17 protein-coding genes are annotated in these 17,033 nt (G+C 64.8%); 10 read left to right on the forward strand and 7 right to left on the reverse strand.

The features are described 5' to 3' along the window. Positions 1–142: 142 nt before the first annotated feature. From GL284_RS11965 to GL284_RS11975, 3 genes are all read left to right on the forward strand, one after another. Positions 143–1,213 carry a DUF475 domain-containing protein gene (locus tag GL284_RS11965; RefSeq protein ID WP_155044862.1) on the forward strand — a complete coding sequence of 357 codons (1,071 nt, stop codon included), beginning with the start codon at positions 143–145 and terminating at the stop codon, positions 1,211–1,213. A gap of 110 nt (positions 1,214–1,323) precedes the next feature. Then, the gene (locus GL284_RS11970) at positions 1,324–2,346 is read left to right on the forward strand and encodes a hypothetical protein (protein ID WP_155044863.1); all 1,023 of its coding nucleotides are present in this window, start codon (positions 1,324–1,326) and stop codon (positions 2,344–2,346) included. Between the two features lie 78 nt (positions 2,347–2,424). After that, positions 2,425–2,592 carry a hypothetical protein gene (locus GL284_RS11975; protein ID WP_155044864.1) on the forward strand — a complete coding sequence of 56 codons (168 nt, stop codon included), beginning with the start codon at positions 2,425–2,427 and terminating at the stop codon, positions 2,590–2,592. Here the strand turns inward: GL284_RS11975 and GL284_RS11980 are convergent. From GL284_RS11980 to GL284_RS12005, 6 genes are all read right to left on the reverse strand, one after another. After that, a complete protein-coding gene (locus tag GL284_RS11980; RefSeq protein WP_155044865.1) occupies positions 2,589–3,422 on the reverse strand; it encodes an alpha/beta fold hydrolase in 834 nt (277 codons plus the stop codon). The genes GL284_RS11975 and GL284_RS11980 overlap by 4 nt on opposite strands. 17 nt (positions 3,423–3,439) lie before the next feature. Then, the gene (locus GL284_RS11985; RefSeq protein ID WP_155044866.1) at positions 3,440–4,228 is read right to left on the reverse strand and encodes an enoyl-ACP reductase FabI; all 789 of its coding nucleotides are present in this window, start codon (positions 4,226–4,228) and stop codon (positions 3,440–3,442) included. Positions 4,229–4,232: 4 nt separating this feature from the next. Next, positions 4,233–5,462: a beta-ketoacyl-ACP synthase I gene (fabB, locus tag GL284_RS11990; RefSeq protein ID WP_155044867.1), complete on the reverse strand. Its 1,230-nt coding sequence runs from the start codon at positions 5,460–5,462 to the stop codon at positions 4,233–4,235. Between the two features lie 40 nt (positions 5,463–5,502). After that, positions 5,503–6,012, reverse strand: a complete 510-nt coding sequence (fabA, locus tag GL284_RS11995) for a bifunctional 3-hydroxydecanoyl-ACP dehydratase/trans-2-decenoyl-ACP isomerase (protein ID WP_155044868.1) — start codon at positions 6,010–6,012, stop codon at positions 5,503–5,505. A gap of 171 nt (positions 6,013–6,183) precedes the next feature. Beyond that, positions 6,184–7,059: a glycosyltransferase family 2 protein gene (locus GL284_RS12000; RefSeq protein ID WP_155044869.1), complete on the reverse strand. Its 876-nt coding sequence runs from the start codon at positions 7,057–7,059 to the stop codon at positions 6,184–6,186. Further along, positions 7,056–7,715 (reverse strand): hypothetical protein, encoded by a 660-nt coding sequence (locus GL284_RS12005; RefSeq protein ID WP_155044870.1) that lies wholly within the window; start codon positions 7,713–7,715, stop codon positions 7,056–7,058. Before GL284_RS12005 ends, GL284_RS12000 begins: the two co-directional genes overlap by 4 nt. Positions 7,716–7,991: 276 nt before the next feature. Here GL284_RS12005 and infC point away from each other — a divergent pair, with 276 nt between their 5' ends. Genes infC through GL284_RS12030 form a run of 5 tightly spaced genes read left to right on the forward strand, consistent with a single transcriptional unit; the run spans position 7,992 to position 12,462 of the window. After that, positions 7,992–8,468, forward strand: a complete 477-nt coding sequence (infC, locus tag GL284_RS12010) for a translation initiation factor IF-3 (protein WP_341870367.1) — start codon at positions 7,992–7,994, stop codon at positions 8,466–8,468. After that, a complete protein-coding gene (gene dut / locus GL284_RS12015; protein WP_155044871.1) occupies positions 8,468–8,932 on the forward strand; it encodes a dUTP diphosphatase in 465 nt (154 codons plus the stop codon). The genes infC and dut overlap by 1 nt, the downstream gene beginning before the upstream one ends. A 3-nt stretch (positions 8,933–8,935) precedes the next feature. Further along, positions 8,936–9,937, forward strand: a complete 1,002-nt coding sequence (locus GL284_RS12020; RefSeq protein WP_230383046.1) for a HesA/MoeB/ThiF family protein — start codon at positions 8,936–8,938, stop codon at positions 9,935–9,937. Positions 9,938–9,968: 31 nt separating this feature from the next. Beyond that, positions 9,969–12,005, forward strand: coding sequence for a M3 family metallopeptidase (locus GL284_RS12025; RefSeq protein ID WP_155044872.1), 2,037 nt, complete (start codon positions 9,969–9,971; stop codon positions 12,003–12,005). Between the two features lie 19 nt (positions 12,006–12,024). Next, a complete protein-coding gene (locus tag GL284_RS12030) occupies positions 12,025–12,462 on the forward strand; it encodes a hypothetical protein (protein ID WP_155044873.1) in 438 nt (145 codons plus the stop codon). Positions 12,463–12,545: 83 nt separating this feature from the next. Here the strand turns inward: GL284_RS12030 and GL284_RS12035 are convergent, their stop codons facing one another. Continuing rightward, positions 12,546–13,136, reverse strand: a complete 591-nt coding sequence (locus GL284_RS12035; protein ID WP_196216767.1) for an SH3 domain-containing protein — start codon at positions 13,134–13,136, stop codon at positions 12,546–12,548. A 109-nt stretch (positions 13,137–13,245) separates the two neighbouring features. Between GL284_RS12035 and GL284_RS12040 the strand changes: the two genes are divergently transcribed. Beyond that, the gene (locus GL284_RS12040; RefSeq protein ID WP_155044875.1) at positions 13,246–14,247 is read left to right on the forward strand and encodes a 2-hydroxyacid dehydrogenase; all 1,002 of its coding nucleotides are present in this window, start codon (positions 13,246–13,248) and stop codon (positions 14,245–14,247) included. Positions 14,248–14,412: 165 nt separating this feature from the next. Further along, positions 14,413–16,908, forward strand: coding sequence for a GcvT family protein (locus GL284_RS12045; protein ID WP_155044876.1), 2,496 nt, complete (start codon positions 14,413–14,415; stop codon positions 16,906–16,908). The last annotated feature ends 125 nt before the right edge of the window (positions 16,909–17,033 follow it).

Genomic DNA, 17,033 nt, shown 5'->3' on the forward strand with positions numbered 1-17,033 from the left:
GTTTTTGACGTGAAAAAGTCATCTTCTGCGCATTCGCGAAGCCGTGAATCGGAACTTGATGCCGGGCCCCTCTGGCGAACGTGGCGGCACGTTCGCGATGTCGGCATCCTTTGTTTGGCCAGCCGCCTGGAACCTTTCTGACATGCAACAAGGCAACACCCCTCGCGCGGGGGCCTCTACGCTCAGCTACTTTCGCTGGTCCTTCATCGTCACGATCATCGGTCTTGCGCTGGGGGTCGTGCTTGGCTGGCAGATGACCGGGACCGTCGGCGGCACGCTGTCGATCTTTTTCATCTGCATGGTGCTTGCCGTGCTGGAGATCTCGTTGTCCTTCGACAACGCCATCGTGAATGCCAACAAGCTCAAGGACATGACGCCGGTCTGGCAGCGGCGCTTCCTGACCTGGGGCATCCTGATCGCCGTGTTCGGGATGCGGATCGTCTTCCCGTTGCTGATCGTGGTGATCGCGGCCAATATCGGCCCGTGGCAGGCCATCGTGCTGGCCGCCAGCCAGCCGGGCGAATATTCGCGCATCATGCATGACGCCCACCTGCCCATCGCGGCCTTTGGCGGGACGTTCCTGATGATGGTCGGCCTGTCGTTCTTCTTCGACCACGAAAAGGACGTGCATTGGGTCAAATGGCTGGAAGCCAAGATGACGCGCTATGCCACGATCCGCGGCATCGAGGTCGCCATCGTGCTGGTCACCGTGCTGATCTTCTCGCGCTTCCTCGAGCCCGCCGAATCGCAGGTCTTCTTCAGCTCGGCCATCTGGGGTCTCTTGACCTTCCTGCTGGTCGAGGTGCTGGGCGGTCTGCTGGACAGCACGCAGGAAACCCTGCAGGCAGGCGCCAAGGGCGGTCTGGGCGCGTTCCTGTATCTGGAGGTGCTGGATGCCTCGTTCAGCTTTGACGGGGTGATCGGGGCGTTTGCGCTGACGCATAACCTGTTCATCATCGCCATCGGCCTTGGCATCGGCGCGATGTATGTGCGTTCGATGACCATCATGCTGGTCGAACGCGGCACGCTGGCGGAATACCGCTATCTGGAGCATGGCGCGTTTTACGCCATCATCACGCTGTCGGTCATCATGTTCATCCAGCCGCTGATGCATATCCCCGAGGTCATCACCGGACTTGGCGGTGCGACGCTGATCGGGATCTCGCTTTGGGCCTCGATCCGCTGGAACCGGGCCAACCGCGCACAGGGCTGATCGCCACGATCAGATCCGGATTGGCCGCTGTCCGAAAGGATAGCGGCCTTTTTACTGCGCGCCCGGATCGGGTTTGTTATACCGGGCGCAGTTCTTGAAAAGGTTTGGTGATGCGGTATCTGGTTCTTTTGGTTGTGCTTTTGGCGGCGGTCGCCGCGTTTTGGCTGGCGTGGCGCTGGCGGGGCGGCATGGTGCCGCGTCTGGGACTGGTGCTGGCCGGGCTGGCCGTCATCGTGGCAGGGGTGTGGACGCTGAAACCGCAGGGTCTGCCCCGTCACGACGCTGGCGCCGATGTGCAGGCGCTTTACGACACGAAACGCCAGTTGCCGCAGGGACCGCTGAAGGTCTTTCACCTTGGCCACAGCCTTGTCGGTCGCGACATGCCCGCGATGCTGGCCCAGATGGCGGGGCATGATTACAACCTGCAACTGGGCTGGGGCACGGCCTTGGGCGAACATTGGCAGGGCCGGCAGTCGATCAACGGCTTCGATCAGGAAAACGCCACGCCCCGCTATCGCGATGCGCATGAGGCGCTGAAAAGCGGCGAATACGACGCCTTTGTCATGACCGAGATGGTCAAGCTGAAAGACGCGCTGCTGTATAAAGACAGCACCGCCAGCGCCGCGAACTGGGCGGCCGAGGCGATCAGCGCCAACCCCGCGACGCAGGTGTTTCTGTATGAAAGCTGGCACGCCTTGGACGATCAGCCGGAATGGCTGGGGCGTTTCCCCGGCGATCTGGACCAGATGTGGAGCCAGATCCTGTGGTCAGCCAGCCGCGCCACCGAAAAGGTCAACGGCAAGCCGGTCTGGCTGATCCCGGCGGGGCAGGTCATGGCCGCCGTCGTGGCCGAGGCCGAGGCGCAGGGCATCGCCGAACTGACCCATCGCGAACAACTGTTCGGCCGCAATCCCGACGGCTCGCTGGATCCGATCCATCCCAACGATCTGGGGGTCTATCTGGTGGCGCTGACGCATTACGCCACGCTTTACGGCAAAAGCCCGGTGGGATTGCCGAACCAGTTGCAGCGGGCGGACGGAACCGAGGCAGATGCGCCATCGCCCGAACTGGCGGCACGGATGCAGCAAATCACCTGGGATGTGGTGCGCGCGCAGCGCCTGACCGGGCTGTAACGCGGGCGGCGGAACCAAAAGCCGCCTTGCCGCGTCATCTTCCCATACGCGGCACGGCGCCGCATTGGGGAGAAGATGATGAAATATCTTAGCGCTGCACTGCTGGGTGGAATGATGCTGACCCTGGCTGCCTGCGGAAACAATGCGACCGAGCGCGCCGCGACCGGCGGTCTGGGCGGCGCGGTCGTGGCAGGCCCGGTGGGCGCTGTGGCCGGGGCGACTGTCGGGGCTGCCACCACGCGCTAGGCGCGCGGGATCAGCGCCAGCCATTGTTCGATTGCGGCCAAAGCCTCGGGTTCGTCCAGAAACGGGATATGGCCGCGATCGGGCACTTCGGCATAGATCATATCGGGGCGGCGGCTGCGCATCTGGGCGGCCACGTCTGGCGACAGCAGGTCGGAATTGCCGCCCCGGATCAGCGCCAGCGGCAGATCATGCGCCGCATCGAACAGCGGCCAAAGGTTGATCTCGGGCCCCTCGAACGCGGCGACGAAGCCTTCGCGCAGTTGCGGATCATAGGTGATCTTCAACCCCGCCTCGGTCTGGGCGTAATGCAATTGCGCCTCGGCCAGCCAGCGGTCGCGCGGCACGTTGCGGAATTCCGGCATCACCAGCGGCAGCTTGCGCGCCAGATCGGCATGGCTTGAGGCCACCGGGTTGCGCCCGACATAATCGATGATCCGCGCCAGACCCGGCTTGTGCAGCACCGGACCCACATCGTTCAGGCACAGCCCGTGCAGCCGATGGCGCGAGGTCGCGGCCAGATACATGCCGATGATCCCGCCACGCGATGTGCCCAGAACGGCGGCCTGTTCGATCTCTAGCAGGTCCAGCAGGTCGATGGCATCCTGCGCCTCTTGCTGGACAGTATAGCTGGCAGGCCCGGTCCATTGGGAATCGCCGCGTCCGCGGTAATCGGGGCAGATCAGCCGCACGCCATCCAGATGCGGGGCCAGATATTCAAAATCCCGCCCCGTCCGTGTCAGGCCGGACAGTGCCAGAACCGGCAGGCCCTGACCCTGTTCGCGATAGGCAAGGCGGGCGCCGTCCCCCGCGGTGAAATGTCTGACATCCATCGCGAGGGTTCCTTCCCTTACAGGTTTTCGGATTGTGGCATGCCCAGAACGTGATAGCCGCCATCCACCAGCACGGTTTCGCCCGTGGTGCAGGCGCCCCAGTCCGAACACAGCCAGACGGCAGTGCCGCCGATGGCGTCCAGCGTGGCATTGGCGCGCAGGGGCGCGTTGGCTTCGGTGTGGCGGTAGGTCTTGCGCGCGCCGCCGATGGCCGCGCCTGCCAGCGTCTTCATCGGGCCGGGGCTGATCGCATTGACGCGGATGCCCTGCGGGCCAAGATCATTCGCCAGATAGCGCACCGCCGATTCCAGTGCCGCCTTCGCCACGCCCATCACGTTATAGAACGGCGTCACCCGGTTCGACCCGGCATAGGTCAGCGTGATGATCGTGCCGCCTTCGGTCATCAGCGGGGCGGCGCGACGCGCCACGTCGATCAGCGAATAGCAGGAAATCGTCAGCGAATTCTTGAAATTCTCGCGCGAGGTATCGACGAAGCGGCCGGTCAGTTCGTTCTTGTCGGAAAACGCGATGGCATGGACCACGAAATCCAGCTTGCCCCAGCGTTCCGCGATCTGCCCGAAGGCCGCATCCAGCGAGGCGTCGTTGTTCACGTCCACGTCCAGCAGGAAATCCGATCCGACCGTGGCGGCCAGCGGCTCGACCCGTTTGCCGAACGCATCGCCCTGATAGGAAAAGGCCAGTTCTGCGCCCTGATCGGCCAGCGCCTTGGCAATGCCCCATGCGATCGAGCGGTCATTCGCGACCCCCATCACAAGGCCGCGCTTCCCCTTCATCAAATCCGACATCTTGTTATCCGTTATACTTGGAAAGCAGCATCGAGCCGTTGGTGCCGCCGAAACCAAAGGAATTGGTCATCACCGTATCCAATCCGGCGTTTTCGACAAGGCTTGTCGCAATCTCGCCCGCGTGGATGGCCGGGTCCAGCGTTTCGACATTGATCGACGGCGCGATGAAGTCGTTTTGCAGCATCAGCAGGCAATAGATCGCCTCTTGCGCGCCGGTTGCGCCCTGACTGTGCCCGGTCATCGACTTGGTGGAGGAAATCAGCGGCGTCTGGCCTTCGCCAAAGACGCGGCGCACGGCTTCGACCTCGCCCACGTCGCCGACCGGGGTCGAGGTGCCATGCGCGTTGATATAGCTGATCTTGCGGCCATCCTTCAGCGTCTCCAGCGCCAGACGCATGGCGCGTTCGCCGCCTTCCCCCGAGGGGGCCACCATGTCATGCCCGTCCGAGGTCGCGGCATAGCCCGTCACCTCGGCATAGATTTTCGCACCGCGCGCCTTGGCGTGTTCCAGTTCCTCCAGCACGATGATGCCGCCACCGCCCGAGATGACGAAGCCGTCGCGGTTCGCATCGAACGCGCGCGAGGCCTTTTCCGGCTGGTCGTTGTATTTCGACGACATGGCGCCCATCGCGTCGAACAGGCAACTCAGCGTCCAGTCCAGCTCTTCGGCGCCGCCCGCGAACATCACGTCCTGACGGCCCATCGCAATCTGTTCGGCGGCATTGCCGATGCAATGCAACGAGGTCGAGCAGGCCGAGGTGATCGAATAGTTCACGCCCTTGATCCTGAACGCCGTCGAGAGGTTCGCCGAAATCGTCGAGGACATGCATTTCGGCACCGCAAACGGCCCGATCCGCTTGGGCGAGCCGGAATTCAGCACGATCTGATGCGCGGCGAACATGCTGGATGTGGAAGGACCGCCGGACCCGGCGATCAGGCCGGTGCGCGGGTTGACCACCTCAGCCTCAGACAGGCCGGCATCGGCGATGGCCTGCTGCATGGCGATATAGCCATAGGCCGCGCCCGGACCCATGAAGCGCAGGACGCGCTTGTCCACGGCTTCCTTGATATCCAGATTGACGGCCCCCGCGACCTGACTGCGGAAGCCGTATTCCTTCATGTCTTCATTGGCGGTGATGCCGGATTTGCCCGCTTTCAGCGAGGCAAGAACTTCTTCAGCATTGTTTCCGATGCTGGAAACGATGCCGAGACCGGTGACGACGACGCGGCGCATGGGCGTTCTCCTGAATTCGATGCACGGAACCGAAGCGAGATCAGCTTTCCGACAACGCGACCTTCATGTCCTTGACTTGATAGATGACTTCGCCATCCGCCTCGACGCGGCCATCGGCCACACCCATGGTCAGGCGGCGGGTCTGCACGGCCTTGGTGAAATCGACATAATAGCGCAGCATCTTGCGGTCGGGGCGGACCATGCCCGTCAGCTTGACCTCACCCACGCCCAAGGCATAGCCGCGACCCAGCCAGCCGCGCCAGCCAAGGTTGAAGCCGGTCAGCTGCCACAGCCCATCAAGGCCAAGGCAGCCCGGCATGATCGGATTGCCGGGAAAATGGCAGGAAAAGAACCACAGGTCCGGCGTGATGTCGAATTCGGCCACGACATGGCCCTTGCCATGCAGCCCGCCATCTGCCGAGATCTCGGTGATGCGGTCCATCATCAGCATGGGCGGTTCGGGCAGTTGCGCATTGCCGGGGCCGAACAGCTCTCCGCGGGCGCAGGCCAGCAGATCGTTCTTGTCAAAGCTGGTCCGGGTCATCGTCATCTGCGTCTGGTCTCCGTTGGTCCGACGTGGCGTCATTTCGTGGCACCCGCATCGGCGTCAACCGGCGCGAAACCTTGGCCCGGTCTATCATCGGGCCCGGCAAAGGTGCAAGACCCGCAGCTTATTGCGCGATTCCCGGCTTTGTTGCACCCGGAAAGGACAGGTTTTGCGTCAGAACCACTGTCCCGGTTCCATCAGGCCAAAGTCCATCAACTGCTGGGAATGCCAGCGGAACGGGTGCGAGTTGCGCCAGGCAAAATTCTGGATCTGGTGGCGCGAACCGGGATTGCGCGCCAGGGCCTTCGCCACCCGGAACGAGGCGACCGCCGCCGTCAGGTTGTGATGCCATGGGCAGGAATAGGTGTTGTATTCCTCGACATTGAAGCGGTGGTCGGCCAGCAGCTTCAGGCCCGGCTGGGTGCGGAACAGCGAGATGCGGTCGATGCGGCGGCGGTCGGCGGGCACATGCTCCTCGAAGCGCCAGCGCAGGCCGCCGTGAAAGTCCAGCTGGCGTTCCAGGAAATTGCCGTCCCGGTCCGTCCGGCCAAGCGCGAAATAGCCGGTGCGGTCGAACATCGCCTCATTCATGCTGACCGCATCGGGGAAGCGGTTCAGGTCCGGCGCATAAAGGTCGATGACATAGGTCAGCATCGAGCGGCGGCGTTCCTCGGTGTGGAAGGCCAGCATCTCGCCGACGGTGCGGCTTTCGGAAAAGGGATAGAACAGGAATTCGGCGTTATAGCCGTAATACATCCATGTGTTGGGCGGCGCGGCCTCGATCACGGCATTGACCGCGGCGACATGGGCGCGGGTGTTGCGGGCGTCATGGCGCAGATTTACGATCTTTTCGCCGCCGTCCTCGGGCAGAAGATGCGGGGGCAGGGGATCGGGCGACAAGGCAAGGATCAGCTTGAAGCCCGCCTTCAGGTGATGGTTCAGCGTCGGGCCGACGGCGACGCCGTCTTCGATCAGCAGAATGGCGATGGGGCCCTTGATCAGACGGTCCGGCGAATCCTTCAGAAACTCGGCAAGGGTCGGGTGGCTCATGGCAGCGCGGCCCGGATCTGATCCAGCGTGGCGGGGATGCGGGCCGGGTCGGCTGCGGCGCTATCCAGCGCTGAGGTCAGTTCGGATTTCCGCGCCTCGGGCAGGTCGGCTGCGGCGATGATCTGGCGCACCCGGTCGGCCTCGAAGCCGTCGACGGTCAGCGCAGGGTCGGATGCCAGAACCTGACCCGCCGCAGCGCCTGCGGTGCGGGCGGCGGTGGCGGTGGCCAGCGCGGCGGCCCCGGCGGCATTGGCCGCAGCCTTGGCCTGTTCGGCGCTGACGGCTTGCGCGCCTTCTGCGGCGGCATCCGCCGCGCGGTCGGCTGCGGCGATGGCGGCTTCGGCTGCGGCCTCGGCCTGCGCGGTTGCGGCGGAATCTGCGCCCTGAGTCGCGGCATGGGCTTCGGCTGCGACATCTGCGGCGATGGCTGCGGCATCGGCTGCCGCGTCAGCCGCATTGCCCGCCGCATCGACGGCAGCGGCGGCTTCGGGCGGCGGCTCGGCAGGGGCAGCTGGGGCCGTGGGGGCGGGGGCTTCTGCCTGCGCAAGCTGCTGGTCGCCGCCGTCAAGCAGGCGCATGGGATCGCCGCCACTGACATACCACACCACGCCCAATCCGGCAGCAAGTATCAGCACAAGGGCAGGCAGCATCCGCATCGGGTTCTCCATCGCGTCGGTGGTGGCGAAGTCTGTATGCCATGCTCGCGCGGGAAGGGTAAAGCGGGCGCGGCGCCATTCGTTCAACCAAGGGTCGAGTCCGGACGAAAAGCAGGCAAAACCATGCCCGCAACGCTGCGAATCCGGTTGAAATATGGCATTTGCGCGACTATCTAACCGCGCAAACCTTTTGGCGATACAAGGAACTCAGCCATAGCTCGCAGACCCCATAACGCTCCGCCCACCCGTGACACCGGCCCCCGCGTCAATGAACGCATCCGAGTCGCCGAAATCCGCCTGATCGGTGCGGAAGGCGAAAACATCGGTGTCGTGTCGCCCGCCCGCGGGCTGGAGCTTGCCGAGCAGGCCGGCCTTGATCTGGTCGAAATCTCGCCGAACGCTGTGCCGCCGGTCTGCAAGATCATGGACCTTGGCAAGTTCAAATACGAACAGCAAAAGCGCGAAGCCGAAGCCCGCAAAAAGCAAAAAGTCATCGAGATCAAAGAGATCAAGTTCCGTCCCGGCACGGATACGCATGACTATGACGTGAAGATGCGCTCGGTGATGAAATTTCTGGGCGAAGGCGACAAGGTGAAGGTCACCCTGCGCTTTCGTGGCCGCGAAATGGCGCACCAGCAATTGGGTGTCGAGCTTCTGAACCGCGTGGCTGGCGATGTCGGCGAGGCGGGCAAGATCGAATCCATGCCCAAGCTGGAAGGCCGCCAGATGGTCATGATGATTGCGCCGAAATAATGACAGCCGCGCCGGTGACGATTCTGGTTTTGCGTGAACCCGGTGCCGATCCGGCGCTGCCCTTGCCCGAATATCAGACCGCAGGCTCGGCCGGGGCCGATCTGCGGGCCGATCTGGGCGGGGCCGATCTGGTGCTTGAGCCCGGTCAGATCAAGCTGGTCCCGACCGGCCTGCGCGTTCAGATCCCCGAAGGTTATGAGATGCAGATCCGCCCCCGCTCCAGCCTTGCGCTGAAGCATGGGGTGACGCTGCCGAACACGCCCGGCACGATCGACAGCGATTATCGCGGGCCGCTGGGCGTCATCATGATCAATCTGGGTGCGGCGCCCTATACCATTCAGCATGGCGAACGCATCGCGCAGGCGGTGATCGCGCCGGTCATCCGCGCGGCCTATGTCATAGCCGATACGTTGCAGGATACGGCGCGCGGCTCGGGCGGCTTCGGCTCGACCGGGCGGGGCTGACCCTTGATCTGGCTGCTGCTGATGGCCGCTTCGCTGATGGCGGGGCGGCTTTTTCATTGGCCGCGCCGCGTCGTCTGGACCTTGATCGGCGTGCTGTGGCTGATGGGGCTGGGCATGGCCGTGGCCGCAGGCGATCCGCGCGGCTGGCTGCTGATCGGCGGCGTGCTGGCGCTGGTTCTTGGCTATCGCGCCGTGCTGGTGCGGCTGCATCGCAAAGCCGCCCCGACGATCCCCGCCCCCACCATCCCCGAGGCCGAGATCGACCGCTATGCCCGCCATATCATCCTGCGCGAGTTGGGCGGGCCGGGGCAGGCGGCGCTGAAACGCGCGCGCGCGCTGGTCGTTGGCGCAGGAGGTCTTGGCGCACCGGTGCTGCTGTATCTGGCGGCGGCGGGCGTGGGGCGGATCACGGTGGCCGATGACGACCGGGTCAGCCTCTCGAACCTGCAACGGCAGGTGATCTTTGCCACCCGCGACGAAGGCCGGCCCAAGGCGCAGGCGGCGCGCGACGCGATGCTGGCGCTGAACCCGCATGTCGCGGTGACCGCACTGGAGCGCCGCATCGGCGCGGATGACGTGGACCTGATCGCCGCGCATGATCTGGTGATCGACGGCACGGATACATTCGCCGCCCGGCAGGCGGTGAACGCGGCCTGCACGGCTGCGGGCGTGCCGCTGATCGCCGGGGCGATTGCGCAATGGGAGGGGCAGTTGACCATCTGGGATCCCGCCCGCGATGCGCCCTGCATGGCCTGCCTCTTTCCCGACGCGCCGGCCGCCGGACTTGCTCCAAGCTGCGCCGAGGCGGGCGTCGTCGGTCCCTTGCCCGGCGTTCTGGGCAGCATGATGGCGCTGGAGGCCATCAAGCTGATCGCCGGGACCGGCACGCCGTTGCGCGGACAGATGCTGATCTTTGACGGGCTTTACGGCGAAAGCCGTTCTGTGAAAATCCGCCGCCGCGTCGATTGTCCGGTCTGCGGCTCTGGACATTCCCGGCTGGGGTGAAAAGATCGGGGCAAAGCTGCAGGAGGCACGCATGAACCCCGAAATCACCCAATGGACCGGCCCGCTGGGCCTGCCGCGCTTCGACCTGATCGCGGATGCCGATTTCGCCCCGGCCTTCGATGCCTGCCTTGCCGAAGCCGCCGCCGCGGTCGAGGCCATCGCCGCCAACCCCGCCCCTCCGGATTTCCAGAACACCGTCGCGGCGCTGGAAACCGCCGAAGACCCGCTGAACCGGCTGTGCGCGATTTTCTACACCTTGGCGGGCGTCGATTCGAACCCCGCGCGCGAGGATCTGCAGCGTCAGATCGCCCCGCGTCTGGCCGCGCATGGCAGCAAGGTCAGCATGGATCCGCGCCTGTTCGACCGGGTCGAGGCCGTGTTGCAGGAACGCGACGAACTGGCGCCCGAAGATCGCCGCCTGACCGAACTGACGCTGCGCGGGCTGCGCCGGTCCGGTGCGGGGCTGACGGGTGCTGCGCGCGAACGGATGGCCGCCATTCGCGAACGTCTGGCGGTGCTCTCGACGCAGTTTGCCCAGAACATGCTGACGGATGAACGCGATTTCACCATGCCCGTTGCCGATGATGCGCTTGGCGGGTTGCCCGACTGGCTGATCCGCAGCATGCGCGCCGCCGCCCGCGAACGGGGGCAGACCGGGCAGATCGTGACGCTGAATCGCAGCCTGATCGTGCCGTTTCTGGAATATTCGACCGATCGCAGCCTGCGCGAAACCGCGTGGCGGGCATGGGCCGCGCGCGGCGATGGTTCGGGCGCGGGGGGCGCTGCCACCGACAACCGGCCGGTCGCAGCCGAGATCCTGGTGCTCCGCCATGAACGCGCCACGCTGCTGGGCTATGACGACTTTGCCAGCTACAAGCTGGAGCCGGAAATGGCGCGGAATGCGGCGAATGTCGAAGCCCTGCTGATGCAGGTCTGGACCCCCGCCAAGGCCCGCGCCGAAGCCGATGCCGCGCGGTTCACCGACATGCTGCATGCCGATGGCGGCAACGGCGCGCTGGAGCCGTGGGACTGGCGCTTCTATGCCGAACGCCGCCGCAAAGCCGAACATGATCTGGATGAGGCCGAGGTCAAGCCCTACCTGACGCTGGATGCGATGATCGGCGCGGTCTTCGACACCGCACACCGGCTGTTCGGCATCGAGATGCGCCCCTTCGAGGCGAAGCTGTGGTCGCCCGACACCCGCGCGTGGGAGGTGACGCGCGACGGGCAGCATCTGGCGGTGTTTCTGGGCGATTTCTATGCGCGGCCCAGCAAACGCTCGGGTGCGTGGTGTTCGACGCTGCAATCGCAGCACAAGATCGGCGCGGGCCAGCGGCCCATCGTCGTCAATGTCTGCAACTTCACCCCGCCCGAGGAAAAAGGCGCACCCGCCTTCCTGTCATGGGATGACGCGCATACGCTGTTTCACGAATTCGGCCATGCGCTGCACAATATCCTGTCGGATGTCAGCTGGCCCTCGATTTCGGGGACGGCGGTGGCGCGCGATTTCGTCGAATTGCCCAGCCAGCTTTTCGAGCATTGGCTGGAGCAGCCCGAAGTGCTGGACCGCCACGCCCGCCATGCGGAAACCGGCGCGCCGCTGCCTGCGGATCTGCGCGACCGCATCATCGCGGCGGGCAATGCCGATCAGGGCTTTGCCACCGTCGAATATCTGGAAAGCGCGCTGGTCGATCTGGCGTTCCATCGCGGCACGCCGCCCGCCGATCCCATGGCGCGGCAGGCCGAGGTGCTGGCCGAACTGGGCGCGCCTGCCGCCATTCCCATGCGCCACGCCACGCCGCATTTCGCGCATGTCTTTTCGGGCGACGGCTACAGCGCGGGGTATTACAGCTATATGTGGTCCGAGGTGATGGATGCCGATGCCTTTGACGCCTTCTTGGAAAAAGGCAGCGCCTTTGACCCCGAAACCGCCGAAAAACTGCAGGAATGGATCCTGTCCAAAGGGGATTCTTTGCCCGCCGACGAACTTTGGTTGAAATTCAGGGAACGAAAACCGGGGGTTCACGCTTTGTTGAAAGGACGTGGGCTTTTGCCCGACGGTTCCTGAAACCAAAGGGAGATCTGGAATGAAACTGAACAAGCCCCTGCTCGCGCTTGCCACCGTCGCAGCCCTGGGTCTGGTTGCCGCCTGCGATCAGGTCGCGCCCGTCGCCCCCGAGCCCACCCCCGGTCCCATCGCGCAATCCAGCGCGCTGAACGGCACCTATAACCTGCTGCGCTCGGATTGCGGTGACATGACCAGCGACAAGAGCCTGGTGATCGACGGCAACAAGTTCATGTTCCCCGGGGCAAGCTGCACCATCGCCGGATCCGAGCGTCAGGTGAACCGCACGCGCGTGACGCTGGCCTGCGAAGGCTCGCCTGCGGCGGGCAACCGGATCGTCGATCTGCAGACCCGTCCGGATGGCACGCTGCGCCTGACCGAGGACACGATCACGCTGACCTATTTCCAATGCATGAGCGCGCAGGCCAGCACGGATTCGCTGGTCGGCCAGTCCATGTGATCCCGGTCGCATGATCTTTGTCCTGTGATCCCGCGCGGATCGCAGAACGAAACGGGCCGCCGGGTTGGCGGCCCGATATCGTTTCAGTCGCGCGTCTCGTCGGGATCGACGCCCCAGATGGTGGTCTTGGGCACCCAGCCCTTTTCGCCGCCGCCAGACACCCGGCACCAGTCCTTGGTGCATTCATGCAGCCGGACGATGGCCCCGGCTTCGGCGCGGGCCACGACATTGGCGTTTTCCTCGGGCTTTGACAGCAGTTCCAGCATGTCCTGCTGCACGATGGCAGTGCGCACGCCCGACAGCAGCGCGTAATGCACCCAGCCGCCCGCGCCGTCCTGATCCTCGACCCGGCGCCAATGGCCGAATTCCGCGACGACGCGCAGCGGCATCCCGGCATGGCGGAATACCCAGTCGACGCGATGCGACAGGCTAGGGCCGCGCCGGGCATTGCCCTCGCCGCCCTTCAGGCTGACATAGCGGGGCAGGGGCAGATTGGTGACGGGCCCACGACTGGGATCGCGCGTGTCGCGCTGGATCTCGGCATCGGCCGACACCTCGGGCATCTCGTTTTCGATATTCTCGCCCGGGTCGGTGGCCTGCGCCAGCGAAGCGCCCGCGACGCATGACCAAATGGCCAGCGCCGCCGCGCCCAGCAATGCCTGTCGATATGTCATCTGCCGTTCCTGCATTCCGGGGGTCTTGTGCCGGCCCCTCAACGCAGGCACTTTGCCAAAAGCCGCCCGGTTTGGAAAGACGGGACGGCCCCAAGATAGGGAGAGCCTCATGTCCGCAGCCGATCCGGCCCGCACGCGCCTGAAGGTCACTGTCACACGCCGCCTGCCCGAGGCGGTCGAGACGCGCATGGCCGAGTTGTTCGACCTGTCGCTGAAACACGAAGATCGCAAGATGACGCGCGAACAACTGGTTGCGGCGATGCAGGAAAGCGACGTGATCGTGCCCACCGTCACCGACCGGATCGACGCGAACATGCTGGCGCAGGCCGGTGAGCGGCTGAAGCTGATCGCGAATTACGGCGCCGGGGTCGATCACATCGACGTGCAATCGGCGCGCCAGCGCGGCCTGCTGGTGTCGAACACCCCCGGCGTCGTGACCGAGGACACCGCCGACATGACCATGGCGCTGATCCTTGCCGTCACGCGCCGCATTCCCGAAGGTCTGGCCGAGATGCAGGCCGGGCGCTGGGAAGGCTGGTCGCCCACCGCGCATCTGGGCGGGCGCGTCGGCGGGCGGCGTCTGGGCATTCTGGGCATGGGTCGGATCGGGCAGGCCGTGGCGCGGCGCGCGCATGTCTTCGGGATGCAGGTGCATTACCACAACCGCCGCCGCCTGCGCCCGGAAATCGAAGCCGACCTGCACGCGACCTATTGGGAAAGTCTGGACCAGATGCTGGCGCGGATGGACATCATCAGCGTGAACGCGCCGCACACGCCTTCGACCTTTCATCTGCTGAACGCGCGGCGGTTGAAGTTGCTGAAGCCCTCGGCGGTGGTGGTGAACACCTCGCGCGGCGAGGTGATCGACGAAAACGCCCTGACCCGGATGCTGCGCGCGGGCGAGATCGCGGGCGCCGGTCTTGACGTTTTTGAACACGGCCATGAAATCAACCCCCGCCTGCGCGAGCTGCCGAATGTCGTGCTGCTGCCGCATATGGGCAGCGCCACGGTCGAAGGCCGGATCGAGATGGGCGAGAAAGTCCTGATCAACATCAAGACCTTCGCCGATGGTCATCGCCCGCCCGATCTGGTCGTGCCCTCGATGCTTTAGGCGCGGCCGGGGCGCGCGGGCGCGGCATCTCTGCGTCCGATAGATCAGCGAAATGCGACATGTCGCTTTTCGCCGTGAAAATGTCGCAGAAATCATGTCGCCGGTTTTGACCTCTGGCAGTAATCGCACAAGGATAGCCCACGCGCGAAAAAGGAGTCGCTTGCGATGAAAACCCATGTGAAGGCCCTTGTGGTCGGAGGCGGTGCCGTCGGTTGCGGTATTGCGTTGCATCTGGCGCGCGCGGGCTGGGACACGATGCTGGTCGAACGCGATGAGCTGACCGCCGGGTCCACCTGGCACGCCGCCGGGCTTTTGCCGCTGTTCAACATGGGCTATGCGACCAGCCACATCCACGACTATTCGGTCAAGCTCTATGCCGGGCTTGAGGCCGAGACCGGGCTGAATGCCGGGTTCACCCGCTGCGGCAACCTGCGCATGGCACAGACGCAGGACCGGATGGACGAATATCAGCTTTACTCCTCGATCGCGGAAACCGTGGGCGTCGAGCATGAGTTCATGACCCCCTCGCAGATCAAGGAACGCTGGCCCTTGGTCAATATCGACGGGCTGAAAGGCGCGCTGTTCCACCCGACCGATGGCTATATCAACCCCGCCGACGTGACGCAGGCCATGGCCCGCGCCGCCCGCATGGCAGGCGCCACCATCGAGCGCAGGATTCAGGTCAACGGCTATAAATGGACCGGCGACGAATGGATCGTCACCTGTGACCGCATGGTCGAAAAGGGCGGCAACCTTGTCCCTGCGAACGAACCCTTCGAGATCCGGGCCGAACATGTCGTGACCGCGACCGGCAACCACGCGCAGCGCACCGCGCGTCTGTTGGGCATCAAGATCCCCGCCATTCCGGTCGAACACCAGTATATCGTGACCGAGCCGGACCCGGCGCTGGTCGCATGGCGCGCGGCGGGCAATCCCGAACATCCGGTGCTGCGCGATGCCGATGCCAAATGGTATGTGCGCGAGGAACGCGGCGGCTGGATCCTTGGACCCTATGAACGCAATGCGCCCGCACGCTTCCCCTATGAGGTGCCCGAAGGCTTCCGCGCCGACCTGTTCCCCCTGGATCTGGAACGGATCGAGGAAGAATACATGTCGATGATCCACCGGCTTCCGACCTCCGAAACCGTGGGTCTGAAAGACGATTTCAACGGCCCGATCTGCTATACCCCCGATGGCAACCCGCTGGTCGGCCCCGCGCCGGGCCTGCGCAACATGTGGCTGGCCGAGGGCTTTTCCTTCGGCATCACCGCAGCGGGTGGCGTGGGTCACTATCTGGCCCAGATGATGACCCAAGGCGAGGCCGAGATCGACATGGCGTCGCTGGATCCGCGCCGATATGGCAGCTGGATGACGACCGAATACGCCGTCAAGAAGAACGAAGAATGCTATGAGCATGTCTTCATCCTGCACCACCCCGACGAGGAACGCGAAGCCGCGCGGCCCCTGCGCACCGCGCCCGCCTATGACCGCCAGATCGCCGCTGGCGCGCAGATGGGGCAGGTGAACGGCTGGGAGCGTCCGAACTATTACGCGCCCATCGGCTTTGACGATCACGCCGCCCGCAGTTTCCGCCGCGGTGGCTGGTGGCAATATGCCAAGGCCGAAGCCGAGGCCGTGCGCAATACCGCGGGCCTGATCGACGCATCGGCCTTTACCAAGCATCGCGTCTATGGCGCGGGCGCGACGGCGTTTCTGGACTGGTTCACCACCAACAAGCTGCCCAAGGTCGGCCGGATCAATCTGACCTATGCGCTGACCGATGCCGGCACCACGCGCACCGAATACACCATCGTGCGTCTGGCAGAGGATGATTACTACCTGATCTCGGCCGGGGCATGGACCGATTACGATGCCGATTTCCTGCGCAAATCCGCCGAGGAGATGGAGGGCGAATTCGGTCAGGTCATCATTCAGGACATCACCACGCAATGGGGCGTCTTTGCCATTGCCGGGCCGAAATCGCGCGACATCCTGAAGGAAATCGTCCGCGATGCCGACCCTGCGACGGTTCTGGGCAACAAGCGTTTCCCGTGGCTGTCGATGCGCAATATCGAGCTGGGCATGTGCCCGGTCCGCGCCATCCGCGTCGCCTATACCGGCGAGCTGGGCTGGGAGTTGCACCACCCGATCGAATTTGGCCGCTATCTGTGGGATCAACTGGTCGCCGCAGGTGAAAAGCATGGGCTTAAGCTGGTCGGCGCGCGGGCGCAGAACTGGCTGCGGCAAGAGAAGTCCTATCGCGCCTTCGGGACCGAGCTTGGCCGCGACGCGACGCCGCTCGAGGCCGCGCTGGACCGCTTTGTCGATCTGGGCAAAGAGTTCAACGGCAAGCAGGCCATGCTGGACAAGGGCCTGCGCTCGCAATGCGTGACGCTGCTGATCGACGGGCCGCCTGACGCCGATCCGTGGGGCCGCGAGGCGCTTTACACCGAAGACGGCGCCACCAAGGTCGGCCGCCTGACCTCGGGCGGCTGGGGGGCTGCGTTCAACAAGTCGGTCGGCATGGGCTATGTCCGCCCCGATCTGGCCCAGCCCGGCACCCGCCTGAAAGTGCGCATGCAGCGCCAGCTTTGGGATGCGGTGGTGACCGAGGACAGCCCCTATGACCCGGAAAACAAGGTCATCCGCGTGGATGGCTGATCCGGCCACGGTGACGACATGACTAACGCAGGGCCCGGCGCAAATGCCGGGCCTTTTGCGCGCCGCTGCCTGCCGATTTGAGCGCAATCCGCAGGAGGTCAGGCCGCGCGGATCTGGCTATCCCT

The organism is Paracoccus shanxieyensis (genome assembly GCF_009711265.1).
In the GTDB taxonomy this organism is placed as follows: domain Bacteria; phylum Pseudomonadota; class Alphaproteobacteria; order Rhodobacterales; family Rhodobacteraceae; genus Paracoccus; species Paracoccus shanxieyensis.

What these genes read in the sequence shown, in the direction of transcription:
- fabB (WP_155044867.1), bottom strand. Translation starts at nt 5,462, where the DNA reads ATGCGCCGCGTCGTCGTCACCGGTCTCGGCATCGTTTCCAGCATCGGA.
- GL284_RS11985 (WP_155044866.1), bottom strand. Translation starts at nt 4,228, where the DNA reads ATGTCGGATTTGATGAAGGGGAAGCGCGGCCTTGTGATGGGGGTCGCG.
- GL284_RS11970 (WP_155044863.1), top strand. Translation starts at nt 1,324, where the DNA reads ATGCGGTATCTGGTTCTTTTGGTTGTGCTTTTGGCGGCGGTCGCCGCG.
- GL284_RS11975 (WP_155044864.1), top strand. Translation starts at nt 2,425, where the DNA reads ATGAAATATCTTAGCGCTGCACTGCTGGGTGGAATGATGCTGACCCTG.
- GL284_RS12030 (WP_155044873.1), top strand. Translation starts at nt 12,025, where the DNA reads ATGAAACTGAACAAGCCCCTGCTCGCGCTTGCCACCGTCGCAGCCCTG.
- GL284_RS12035 (WP_196216767.1), bottom strand. Translation starts at nt 13,136, where the DNA reads ATGACATATCGACAGGCATTGCTGGGCGCGGCGGCGCTGGCCATTTGG.
- fabA (WP_155044868.1), bottom strand. Translation starts at nt 6,012, where the DNA reads ATGACGATGACCCGGACCAGCTTTGACAAGAACGATCTGCTGGCCTGC.
- GL284_RS11980 (WP_155044865.1), bottom strand. Translation starts at nt 3,422, where the DNA reads ATGGATGTCAGACATTTCACCGCGGGGGACGGCGCCCGCCTTGCCTAT.
- GL284_RS12025 (WP_155044872.1), top strand. Translation starts at nt 9,969, where the DNA reads ATGAACCCCGAAATCACCCAATGGACCGGCCCGCTGGGCCTGCCGCGC.
- GL284_RS12045 (WP_155044876.1), top strand. Translation starts at nt 14,413, where the DNA reads ATGAAAACCCATGTGAAGGCCCTTGTGGTCGGAGGCGGTGCCGTCGGT.
- GL284_RS12000 (WP_155044869.1), bottom strand. Translation starts at nt 7,059, where the DNA reads ATGAGCCACCCGACCCTTGCCGAGTTTCTGAAGGATTCGCCGGACCGT.
- GL284_RS12040 (WP_155044875.1), top strand. Translation starts at nt 13,246, where the DNA reads ATGTCCGCAGCCGATCCGGCCCGCACGCGCCTGAAGGTCACTGTCACA.
- dut (WP_155044871.1), top strand. Translation starts at nt 8,468, where the DNA reads ATGACAGCCGCGCCGGTGACGATTCTGGTTTTGCGTGAACCCGGTGCC.
- GL284_RS11965 (WP_155044862.1), top strand. Translation starts at nt 143, where the DNA reads ATGCAACAAGGCAACACCCCTCGCGCGGGGGCCTCTACGCTCAGCTAC.
- GL284_RS12005 (WP_155044870.1), bottom strand. Translation starts at nt 7,715, where the DNA reads ATGCGGATGCTGCCTGCCCTTGTGCTGATACTTGCTGCCGGATTGGGC.